The sequence below is a fragment of the Mesorhizobium silamurunense genome (assembly GCF_014843825.1).
Classification (GTDB): Bacteria; Pseudomonadota; Alphaproteobacteria; order Rhizobiales; family Rhizobiaceae; genus Mesorhizobium; species Mesorhizobium silamurunense.
The window spans coordinates 1-10434 of the sequence record NZ_JHQR01000377.1; the positions used below are offsets into that span (position 1 = coordinate 1).

General features: G+C 64.9%; 11 protein-coding genes. 8 read left to right on the forward strand and 3 right to left on the reverse strand.

Going from position 1 to position 10434, the window contains the following annotated elements; genetic code table 11:
- The coding region (locus DH10_RS33940) for a DUF2161 family putative PD-(D/E)XK-type phosphodiesterase (RefSeq protein ID WP_246811685.1) at nucleotides 1-291 on the forward strand (291 nt) is incomplete at its 5' end.
- Nucleotides 292-317: 26 nt separating this feature from the next.
- Here the strand turns inward: DH10_RS33940 and DH10_RS33945 are convergent.
- On the reverse strand, nucleotides 318-1265 hold the full coding sequence (locus DH10_RS33945; RefSeq protein ID WP_192251007.1) for a GlxA family transcriptional regulator: 948 nt from the start codon (nucleotides 1263-1265) through the stop codon (nucleotides 318-320).
- 86 nt (nucleotides 1266-1351) lie between these two features.
- Between DH10_RS33945 and DH10_RS33950 the strand changes: the two genes are divergently transcribed.
- From DH10_RS33950 to DH10_RS33980, 7 genes are all read left to right on the forward strand, one after another.
- Nucleotides 1352-2053, forward strand: coding sequence for a DJ-1/PfpI family protein (locus DH10_RS33950; RefSeq protein WP_192251010.1), 702 nt, complete (start codon nucleotides 1352-1354; stop codon nucleotides 2051-2053).
- Nucleotides 2054-2278: 225 nt separating this feature from the next.
- Nucleotides 2279-3010 (forward strand): FadR/GntR family transcriptional regulator, encoded by a 732-nt coding sequence (locus DH10_RS33955; protein WP_192251013.1) that lies wholly within the window; start codon nucleotides 2279-2281, stop codon nucleotides 3008-3010.
- Nucleotides 3007-4209 carry a PLP-dependent transferase gene (locus tag DH10_RS33960; RefSeq protein WP_192251016.1) on the forward strand — a complete coding sequence of 401 codons (1203 nt, stop codon included), beginning with the start codon at nucleotides 3007-3009 and terminating at the stop codon, nucleotides 4207-4209. Before DH10_RS33955 ends, DH10_RS33960 begins: the two co-directional genes overlap by 4 nt.
- Before the next feature lie 26 nt (nucleotides 4210-4235).
- The gene (locus DH10_RS33965; RefSeq protein ID WP_192251020.1) at nucleotides 4236-5513 is read left to right on the forward strand and encodes an ABC transporter substrate-binding protein; all 1278 of its coding nucleotides are present in this window, start codon (nucleotides 4236-4238) and stop codon (nucleotides 5511-5513) included.
- A 194-nt stretch (nucleotides 5514-5707) separates the two neighbouring features.
- Nucleotides 5708-6631: a carbohydrate ABC transporter permease gene (locus tag DH10_RS33970; RefSeq protein ID WP_192251022.1), complete on the forward strand. Its 924-nt coding sequence runs from the start codon at nucleotides 5708-5710 to the stop codon at nucleotides 6629-6631.
- Entirely contained in the window at nucleotides 6631-7479 is an 849-nt protein-coding gene (locus tag DH10_RS33975) for a carbohydrate ABC transporter permease (RefSeq protein WP_192251025.1), read from the forward strand. Before DH10_RS33970 ends, DH10_RS33975 begins: the two co-directional genes overlap by 1 nt.
- A 3-nt stretch (nucleotides 7480-7482) precedes the next feature.
- Entirely contained in the window at nucleotides 7483-8550 is a 1068-nt protein-coding gene (locus DH10_RS33980) for an ABC transporter ATP-binding protein (RefSeq protein WP_192251028.1), read from the forward strand.
- Between the two features lies 1 nt (nucleotide 8551).
- Here DH10_RS33980 and DH10_RS33985 read toward each other — a convergent pair whose 3' ends face one another.
- Together DH10_RS33985 and DH10_RS33990 are read right to left on the reverse strand one after the other, a co-directional pair.
- A complete protein-coding gene (locus DH10_RS33985; RefSeq protein ID WP_192251031.1) occupies nucleotides 8552-9397 on the reverse strand; it encodes a TIGR01459 family HAD-type hydrolase in 846 nt (281 codons plus the stop codon).
- A 2-nt stretch (nucleotides 9398-9399) separates the two neighbouring features.
- The coding region (locus tag DH10_RS33990) for an FGGY-family carbohydrate kinase (RefSeq protein WP_192385836.1) at nucleotides 9400-10434 on the reverse strand (1035 nt) is incomplete at its 5' end.

Genomic DNA, 10434 nt, shown 5'->3' on the forward strand with positions numbered 1-10434 from the left:
CGCTCGCGCCTGGTCGAGGAACATCACCGCCGCAAGGGCGATCCGTCCATCGGCGGCAGCACGCGGCAAAGGCCGATCATGACCGCCTATCGCCAGGAAGCGATTGCCTGCGCCGCCGCCATGGCCGACGGCCCGAAGCGGCCGCGCGACCTCAAGGCTCTTTCGCCGCGCGCGGCCAGCATCCTGCTGCACAATTACTATGGCTGGTTCGCCCGGGCCGAGCGCGGCATCTACGCGCTGACCGAGCTCGGCCATGCCGCCGTGCTATCAGATGGGGTGAGCCCGTTGTAGCGAGCATTCATAGACGAGGCGATGCTTCAGAAACGCTCGCGATAGTCGCGCGGGTTCGTGCCGAGGGTGCGTAAAAAGCCGCGTCGCATCGTCTCTTCCGAGCCGAAGCCGCAGCGGCGGGCCGCCTGGTTGACGGCCAGTCCCTGCTCCAGCATCCGCCGCGCCGCCTCGATCCGTATCTCCTCGATCGCGCGGGCGGGCGTACGGCCGGTTGCCTCCCGATAGTGCCGCGAGAAGCTGCGCGGGCTCATATTGGCGCGTTCGGCCAATCTCGTCAGCGAAAGGTCGCCGCCCAGATTGTCCAGGATCCAGCCATGCAGCTTATCGAAGCGCTCGTCGCCATCCTGCAGCTTGAGGGTCTGGCTGAACTGCGCCTGGCCGCCAGGGCGTTTCAGGAAGACGACCAACTCGCGCGCCACCGCAAGCGCCATGCGCCGGCCAAGGTCGGCCTCGACGAAAGAAAGGGCAAGATCTATGCCCGCCGTCACGCCCGCGGACGTCCAGACATTGCCGTCACGAATGAAGATCGGGTCGGGTTCGAGGCGGACCGCCGGAAAGCGCCGGGCGAACTCGGCACAGCGTCCCCAATGGGTGACCGCGCGACGGCCGTCGAGCAGGCCCGCCTCTGCCAGCAGCATGGCGCCGCTGCAGACGGACGCCGTTCGCGTGGCGTCGTGCGACCGGCCGATGATCCACTGGACCAGCTCAGGATCCTCGCAGGCAGCGTTGACGCCCCACCCGCCGGGCACGATCACCGTGTTGATCTCGAGCCCGTGCGCCGGCAGCGCTGCTGCCTCCAGCACGAGACCGGACGATGTCCTGATCCGCGGCGAAGCGGCGACGACCAAGACTTCGTAGACGGGCGGTTCGCTGGCCTGCGTCCTGAAGTCGTTGGCGCTGGCGAAAACCTGGAGCGGTCCGCTGACATCGAGGAGCTGGACGTCGGGATAGGCGAGGATTTCGATACGGCGCATAGGTTTGGCTTGAAACGAGGGATGATTGGCAATCGTGCCAAAACATGATGCCGTAGATTACCGGGAGTCAACCCACGGAGATTTCCATGTCCCTTCGTTTCGGCATTCTCGTATTCCCCAACGTCCAGCAGCTCGACCTCACCGGGCCCTACGAAGTCCTGGCGACGGCCAAGGGCGCCGAAGTGGAATTGATCTGGAAGGACCGCAATCCGGTAATGTCGTCGACGCGACTGTCCCTCAACCCGACCGTGACCTTCGACGATTGCCCGCCTCTCGATGTGCTGTGCGTTCCGGGCGGGGGAGGCGTCAACGCGCTGTTGGAGGACCGGGCGGTCCTCGACTTCGTAAGGCAGCGCGCGGCGCAGGCCCGCTATGTCACCTCGGTGTGCAGCGGCGCCCTGGTGCTCGGCGCGGCCGGGCTGCTCGAGGGCAAGCGGGCGACGACGCATTGGTACGCGCATGATTTCCTCGCCGAGTTCGGCGCGATTCCTGTCGACGAGCGGATTGTGGAGGACGGCAACCTGATCACCGCCGGAGGCGTCACCTCGGGAATCGATTTCGGTCTGGCGCTGGTCGCGAGGCTGCTCGGACAGGCCGAGGCCGAAACGGTGCAGCTTTCGCTCGAATACGCTCCGGCGCCTCCCTTCCGGTCTGGCACGCCCGCCGAGGCTTCGCCGGCCGTGCTGGCGGAGGCGAAGGCACGCCTTGCGGCTTCGCGACTGGCTCGCGAGGAAATGTTTGCCCGCTGGCGCAGCGATCGCGCCATACCGGAGCGCGTCCACGGCTAGAGCAATTCCGGGAAAAGCGTGAAACGGTTTTCCGTCCGGAATTGCGTCAAAACAAAGAGATAAGTGGTTTGCCGTTTCCGTGAAACGGTGAACCGCTCTGAGCCGGTCGGACCGAATGGCGTATCGCCGCGCCGTTCGGTCCTATCTCGATTTCGGCTGTTGACTCGCCATTCGGTCTGTGCAGAAATTGGTTGGACCATTGAACCACTTTAGGCCCCCGCTGGCGTGACAGACAGCCTCCCGCCCATTCAGACGACGGCCCGCGATGACGCGGTGCTGAAGGCGTTGGCCGGCTTCGTCAGGCAGGAGGCGCTGGGGCCCGGTGAAAAACTGCCGACCGAGCGCATCCTAGCCGAACGCCTGAAGGTCAGCCGCAACACGGTGCGCGAGGCGCTGACGCGCTGGGAGGGGCTAGGCCTCGTCGAGCGGCGCCAGGGCAGCGGCACCTATCTCAAGGCGGCCGTCTCGCCCGACATGCTGCACATGCCGCTGACGCTTGCTGGCGGCAACGATTTCGCCGGCCTGATGCGCACGCTGGAGATCCGCCGCGCGTTGGAGGCCGAGGCGGCAGCACTTTGCGCGATCCGCGCCGGCAAGGCCGAGATCGCCGAGATCGAGCACAAGCTCGACATCATGGAAGAAGCCTTCCACACCCGCGCGGGCATGTCGTCGGAAGAGGACTGGGAATTCCACCAGTCGGTCTACCGCGCCTCCGGCAATCCGCTGTTCGAGCAGATCATCAGCGCCATGCACGAGCTGTTCCACCGCTTCTGGGAACATCCGCTGGGTGTGCGCGACTTCGGCCACGCCAGCTTTCCCTATCACCGCACAATCTTCGACTGCATCGCCGCGCACGATCCCGAGGGTGCCCGCGGCGAGGCGCTGAAGCTCATCGCCACGGTCGAGGACGACCTGAAGCGCGGCGCCGCCAACCTCAAACTTTTGGACCGCAAATGAACGAGCACCCCGCCGCCTTCGATCCGGCTTCCCTGGCCAGCGACTATCTCGGCGAGGCGGCGACGCTTCTCGCGCATGACGATCCGTTTCCCGGCGGCGCGGTGGTGCCGCCGATCTACCAGACCTCGCTCTTCACCTTCGACAACTATGCCGATATGGCCGACACCTTTGCCGGCAGGAGAAGGCAGCCGATCTATTCGCGCGGCGACAACCCGACGGTGATGGAATTCGAAGCGCGCGTCGCGGCTTTGGAAGGCGCCGAAGCCGCCCGCGGCTTCTCCAGCGGCATGGCGGCGATCAGCGCCACGGTGCTTGCCTTCGTCGGCGCCGGCGAGCGCATCGTCGCCGTGCGCAATTGCTATGGCGATGCCTACCGGCTGTTCGAGCGGCTGTTCCCGCGCTTGCAAATCAAGGTCGACTACGTCGACGGCTCCGATCCCGACGCGGTCGCGGCGGCACTTCCCGGCGCCAAGCTGCTCTATCTCGAAAGCCCGACCTCGATGATGTTCGAGCTGCAGGACATTGAGCATCTGACGCGGCTGGCGAAGGAAGAGGGCATCGTCACCACCATCGACAATTCCTGGGCCACGCCCGTCTTCCAAAAGCCGATTGCGCATGGCGTCGATCTGGTGCTGCATTCGGCTTCGAAATATCTCGGCGGCCACAGCGACACCGTCGCCGGCGTGGTGGCGGGCTCGGCCGCGCACATCAAGCACATCAACGAGCAGACCTATTCCTCGCTCGGCGGCAAGCTGTCGCCCTTCGAGGGCTGGCTGCTTCTGCGCGGCCTGCGCACGCTGCCGCTGAGATTGCCGCACCACATGAAGAGCGGGCTCATCCTTGCCGAGCGGCTGAAGGCGCATGGCAAGGTCGAGCGGGTCAACCACCCCGCCTATTCCAATCATCCCGGCAAGAAGACGCTCGCCGGCTATGCCGGGCTGTTCTCCTTCGAGGTCACCGAGGATGTCGACATTCCTGCCTTCGTCGATGCGCTGAAGCTCTTCCGCATCGGCGTCAGCTGGGGCGGCCATGAAAGCCTGGTCGTGCCGGCCAAGGCCTCGCTCGAGCAGACGCCGGGTCTCAATTCGATGGCTCGCTTCGACGTCAGCCCCCGAACCATCCGCTTCAATGTCGGATTGGAAAATGTCGAGGACCTCTGGGCCGACATCGCCCAGGCCTTCGACAGAGCAAAAAAATAATGTGTTCAAAAATGGGAGTCCTGAACATGAAAAGACTGACAATCATGCTTGCCGCCGCTGCCGGCCTGGCGATCTCCGCCGGAACCGCGCTGGCCGACACCACCGTCAAGATGGTCGAGGTCATCACCAGCCCGCCGCGCACCGAATTCCTGAAGAAGCAGATCGCCGAGTTCGAGCAGGCCAATCCCGGCATCAAGGTCGAGCTCGTTTCGCTGCCCTGGGGCCAGGCCTTCGAAAAATTCCTCACCATGGTGCAGGCCGGCGACACGCCCGATGTCGTCGAGATGCCGGAGCGCTGGATGGGCCTCTATGCCAATAACGGCCAGCTCGAGGATCTCGGCCCCTACATGGCCAAATGGGACGACGCCAAGACGCTCGGCGAGCGCGCCAAGCAATTCGGCTCGACCGTCAACAACACCCAGTTCATGATCCCTTACGGCTACTATGTGAACGCGCTGTTCTGGAACAAGAAGCTGTTCAAGGAAGCGGGCCTCGACCGTCCGCCGGCAACCCTCGACGAGTTCGTGGAATTCTCGAAGAAAATCTCGGCGATTCCCGGCAAATACGGCTACTGCCTGCGCGGCGGCCCCGGCGCCTTCAACGGCATGCACATGTTCATGAACATCGCCGACGGCAAGGGCGGCTATTTCACCGAGGACGGCACCTCGACCATCAATGACGAGGGTTCGGTCAAGGGCCTGCAGATGCTGGCCGACATGTACAAGAACGGCCTGGCGCCGAAAGACGCGGTGAGCTGGGGCTTCAACGAAACGGTGACCGGTTTCTATTCCGGCACCTGCGCCATGCTCAACCAGGACCCGGACGCGCTGCTCGGCATCGCCGACAAGATGAGCGCCGACGATTTCGCGGTCGCGCCATTGCCGGTCGGCCCGAGCGGCAAGTCCTATCCGACGCTGGGTTATGCCGGCTGGGCGATGTTCGCCAATTCCCAGCATAAGGACGAGGCCTGGAAGCTGATGGCGACGCTGCTGTCGCCGAAGGACAATCTGGAATGGGCCAAGGAAGTTGGCGTCGTCCCGATCCATAACGGTGCCGACCAGGATGCCCACTTCAAGACGGAGCAGTTCAAGGGCTGGTTCACCGAGCTCAGCGACAGCTCCAAATATGAAATGGTGACGCCGCCGACCCATCTGGAGAACCTCGGCAACTTCGTAGACCAGGTGGCGATCAAGAACTTCCAGGAAGTGCTGCTCGGCCAGAAGCCGGCCAAGCAGGTGGCCGACGAATGGGCGGCGTTCCTGACCAAGGAACAGCAGGCCTGGCTGGCCAAGAACAAGAAGTAGGCGGCCTTCCTTCTCCCCGCTTGCGGGGAGAAGGTCGCTCGAAGAGCCGGATGAGGGGCAGTGCCGAGTTCTGCCATGCTAGCGCCGCCCCTCATCTGCCTACCGGCATCTTCTCCCCGTGAACGGAGGGAAGGAGGCTGTCGCCGTCGCCACATCAAGTCTGCCGCCGCAAGTTGCTAAAGAGCGCCACCCGCATGACCTACGCAGTGTCCGAAATCCGAGCCGCCGGCCGGCCGCGAAAGCAACGGTTGAGCAGGGCGGCAATCGAGCCATGGCTGTATCTTTCGCCGGCTATTGTCCTGCTGGTCGTGGTGCTTCTGGTGCCGCTCATCATCGGCATCAGCTATTCCTTCCGCAAATTCTCGGCCTTCAAGTCGGAATATGTCGGCCTCGGCCAGTACCAGGCGATGCTTTCCGACGCCGTGCTCGGCCAGGCGCTGGTCAACACGCTATGGTGGACGGTCGCCAGCCTGTTCTTCCAGTTCTTCCTTGGCCTGGCTCTCGCGCTGCTGCTCGACAAGCCGTTCCACGGCCGCAAGGTCGTGCAGGCAGTGGTGTTCCTGCCCTGGGCCGTACCGTCTTTCCTCTCCGGCCTTACCTGGGCCTGGCTGTTCAATCCGATCATCGGTCCGCTGCCGCATTGGCTCTTCGCGCTCGGGCTGAAGGCTGAGCCGACCAACGTGCTGTCCGATCCGGCCACCGCCATGTGGGGGCCGATCGTCGCCAACATCTGGTTCGGCATCCCCTTCTTCGCCATCACGCTGCTTGCGGCGCTCAAGTCGATCCCCTCCGAGCTGCATGAAGCCGCGGCCATCGACGGCGCTTCGCCCTGGCAGCGCTTCACCAAGGTGACGCTGCCGTTCCTGGCGCCGACCATCGTCATCACCGTCATGCTGCGCACCATCTGGATCGCCACCTTCGCCGATTTGATCTTCGTCATGACCGAGGGCGGACCGGCAGGCTCCACCAGCACGGTGCCCGTCTACATCTATGTCAGCGCCTTCAAGTCGCTCGACAAAGGTTACGCCTCGGCGGTCGCGGTGCTGCTTCTGGTGCTGCTGATAGCCTATGCCATCGGCCTGATCGCCATTCGCCGCACGCTTGTGAGGCACGTCTGATGATCGCCGGTCGCTCCACCTCCTCGCGCATCGTCGGCGGCATCGGCCTTTACGCGGCGATCGCCGCCTACGTGATCTTCGCGCTGTTCCCGATCTTCTGGACGCTGAAGATCTCGGTGACGCCCGAACGCTTGCTCTATTCCGAAGGCATCACCTTCTGGCCGTCCGAGATGACTTTCCAGAACTTCGTCACCGTGCTCGAAGCCTCCGACTTCCCGCGTTATTTCCTGAACAGCGTCATCGTCTCGCTGTCGACGGCGGCATTGGTCACAGTCATCGCCACGCTCGCAGGCTATGCGATGTCGCGCTTCACCTTCCGCGGCAAGGCGACTTTAGCCATCCTGTTGCTGCTCACCCAGACCTTCCCGCTGGTCATGGTCATCCCACCGATCTACCGCATCATGGGGGATCTCGGCCTGACCAACAGCCTGACCGGGCTGATCATCATCTACACCGCCTTCAACACCGCCTTCGCCACTTTCCTGATGCAGTCCTTCTTCGACGGCATCCCGAAGGATCTGGAGGAGGCGGCGATGATCGACGGCTGCACGCGTGCCCAAGCCATGCGCAGGGTGATCGTGCCGCTGACCTTGCCCGGCATGGGCGCGACACTCGGCTTCGTCTTCACCGCGGCCTGGAGCGAATTGCTGTTCGCGCTGATGCTGATTTCCAGCGACGCGCAGAAGACCTTTGCCGTCGGCCTGCTCACCTTCATCGGCAAGTTCGCGGTGGATTGGGGGCAGATGATGGCGGCCTCCATCCTGGCGCTGATCCCGGTCTGCGTCTTCTTCGCCTTCCTGCAACGCTATCTCGTCACCGGCCTCACCGCCGGCGCGGTCAAAGGATAATCGATGGCTTCCGTCACGCTGCAACATGTCGAGAAGGACTATGGCTCGCTGCGCATCCTGCACGGCGTCGACCTCGAGATCGCCGATGGCGAGTTCGTCGTGCTGGTCGGCCCGTCAGGCTGCGGCAAGTCCACGCTGCTTCGCATGATCGCCGGGCTGGAGGAGGTCACCGGCGGCGAGATCCGCATCGGCGAGCGGCTGGTCAACGATGTCGCGCCGAAGGACCGCGACATCGCAATGGTGTTCCAGTCCTATGCGCTCTACCCGCATATGGACGTCTCCTCCAACATGGGCTTCAGCCTGATGCTGAAGAAGGCCGAGAAGACGACGATCGACGGCAGGGTGGGCGCCGCCGCCAAGCGCCTCGGCCTCGACAGCTATCTCGGCCGTCTTCCGCGCCAATTGTCCGGCGGCCAGCGCCAGCGCGTCGCCATGGGCCGCGCCATCGTGCGCGACCCGAAAGTGTTCCTGTTCGATGAGCCGCTGTCCAACCTCGACGCCAAGCTGCGCGTTCATATGCGCGCCGAGATCAAGGCGCTGCACCAGCAGCTCAAGACCACATCGGTCTATGTCACGCATGACCAGGTGGAGGCCATGACCATGGCCGACCGCATCGTCGTCATGCATGACGGCTACGTGCAGCAGGTCGGCCATCCGCTGGAACTCTACGACCGGCCGGTCAACACTTTCGTTGCCGGCTTCATCGGCTCGCCCGGCATGAACTTTTTGCCGGCTAAGGTTGCCAAGGGCGGCAAGGTCGACGCCGTGCTCGCCGATGGCCAGAAGTTGCGGCTGCCGGATGGCCTGCCGCTGAGCGATGGCGATGCGCTCACCATTGGGCTCCGGCCCGAGCACATCAGGCTCGCCGACGACGGCGCGCTGAAGGCCGAGGTCGAGGTCGTCGAGCCGCTCGGCCTGTCGACGCAGTTCTATGTCAGGCTGGCCAACCAGCAGATCTGCGTCTTCGTCATGGGCCGCAGCGACGTGAAGCCGGGCGACATCATCCACCTCGCCGCCGATCCGACGTCACTGCATCTGTTCGATCCGGCAGCCGGCAGTCGTATAGGGTAGGTCAACGCCAGCGGAAGGCATCCATCGTGTAGTCCGGCCACGCGCCAAGCTCTTCGAACAGCCCGGTCAGGTCGCCGGCATCGGCCAATATTCCGGACATGACCAGTGCGGTCGCGACGCCGGCGCGGCTGCCTCCGGCGATGTCATGCTCGACGCTGTCGCCGACGCAGACAACGTCGCCGCGCGCCGGATTTCCGGCCAGCGCCAGCGCCGCTTCGAAGATCGCCGGATAGGGTTTGCCGACACGGGTGACGCTGCCGCCGAGGCGTTCATAGAGGTCGGCGATCTCGCCGGCGCCGAAACGCGGTCCGACCGCGGTCAGCATGATCCGGTCGGGATTGGTGCAGAAGCACGGCACCCGTCGTGCGGCGGCCGGGTCAAGCAGCGTGCCGTAATGATCGAGATCATAGCGGTCGCCCTCGCTGGCCGAGAGCAGCACCAGCTCTGCGTCGTCGCCCCGCTCGGTCAGGGTCAAGGGCAGGCCTTCGATCGCCGAACGGTCGCCGTCACGGCTGATCAGCAGGCATCTTGTGCCCGCCTTCAAGACGCCCGAGCCCACCATGTCCTTGAACATCCGCCAGGCCACCTCGCCGGACGAGACGAAATGGTCCCAGCTTCCCGCCTCGAAACCGAGCTTCAGCAGCCGCCGCTCGTTGGGCTCCGCCCGCCTGCCGGAATTGGAGATCAGCACCACGGTCTTGCCGGCGCGCTTCAGCGCCGACAGGGCTTCGACCGCACCCGCATAGGGCTGCTGCCCGTCATGCAGCACGCCGAACTGGTCGGGCAGGAACACGTCGTAGCGATCGGCGAGCGCTCCGATCCCGCCGAGATGTCTGGCTTGCTTCATGCTCACAGCAGCCCCGCCTCTCTTGCACCCATCAGCGCCAGCCTTGCCGTCCCGGCTGCGGCATCATCGGAGAGTGCCGGCAGGAAATCGACGCCTAGCTTGCGCCGCCGGATCTCGGTCCAGGCAGCATTGGCGGCGCCGCCGCCGACGCTCCGCACCGAGGTCAATCTCGGCGCGCCGAGTTCGGCAAGCCTCTGGTAGCCGAGCGCCTCGATGGCTGCGATGCCCTCGAGCATCGCCTTCAGATACTCGGCGTCGGATTCTGGCCGCGGCAGAAGGCGCGGCTGCAGCGAAGGATCGGCAATGGGGAAGCGCTCGCCGGCCGCGCCGAGCGGATAATAGTCGAGGCCGGTCTCGGCCGCCGGATCGATTGCGGCGCTGAGTTCGACGATGCGCGCGAGCGGGAAATGCTGGGCGAGCACCTTGCCGCCGGTATTCGACGCACCGCCCGCCAGCCAGGCGTCGCCCAGCCGATGGCTGTAGATGCCGTAGCGCGGCGCAAAGATCGGCCGGTCGGACAGCATCTTGATGGTCAGCGACGATCCGAGCGCGGTGACGCCGTCGCCGGCATCCGCCGCGCCCGTCGCCAGGAACGATGCGCAGCCATCCGTGGTGCCGGCAACCACCGCCACCTCGCGCCGCAGTCCGAACAGGTCGGCTGCCGCGGCCGTGAGCCTGCCGGTCACGCTGCCCGGCCTGGCGACTCCAGGCAACAGCGTCAGGCGCATGCCGGTTTCCGCGATCCAGTCAGGCCAGCGGCGTTCCTCGGCGTCATAGCCGGTCTTCAGGCTGTTGTTTTCGTCGCTGACGTCGAAACGGTCGGAGAATTGCCCGCCGATCCAGTCGGCCTGGTGCAGCACGGCATGGACGCCGGGCATGCGCTGGAACCAGAGCGCCTTGGCAAGCCCGGACGTCGCCCCATGCGCGGCGCTGGTTTCCGGCGCCGTGCGGGCGATCGCGGCGAGCATGGCGTCGTCCGAAACTTTGTCGTTGTACATCAGCGGCTCGGCCAGCGGCCGCCCGGCGCCGTCCACCGG

Excerpts from the sequence above, each read along its gene's own strand:
- DH10_RS33945 (WP_192251007.1), bottom strand. The coding sequence starts at position 1,265 with ATGCGCCGTATCGAAATCCTCGCCTATCCCGACGTCCAGCTCCTCGAT.
- DH10_RS33950 (WP_192251010.1), top strand. The coding sequence starts at position 1,352 with ATGTCCCTTCGTTTCGGCATTCTCGTATTCCCCAACGTCCAGCAGCTC.
- DH10_RS33960 (WP_192251016.1), top strand. The coding sequence starts at position 3,007 with ATGAACGAGCACCCCGCCGCCTTCGATCCGGCTTCCCTGGCCAGCGAC.
- DH10_RS33965 (WP_192251020.1), top strand. The coding sequence starts at position 4,236 with ATGAAAAGACTGACAATCATGCTTGCCGCCGCTGCCGGCCTGGCGATC.
- DH10_RS33970 (WP_192251022.1), top strand. The coding sequence starts at position 5,708 with ATGACCTACGCAGTGTCCGAAATCCGAGCCGCCGGCCGGCCGCGAAAG.
- DH10_RS33975 (WP_192251025.1), top strand. The coding sequence starts at position 6,631 with ATGATCGCCGGTCGCTCCACCTCCTCGCGCATCGTCGGCGGCATCGGC.
- DH10_RS33980 (WP_192251028.1), top strand. The coding sequence starts at position 7,483 with ATGGCTTCCGTCACGCTGCAACATGTCGAGAAGGACTATGGCTCGCTG.
- DH10_RS33985 (WP_192251031.1), bottom strand. The coding sequence starts at position 9,397 with ATGAAGCAAGCCAGACATCTCGGCGGGATCGGAGCGCTCGCCGATCGC.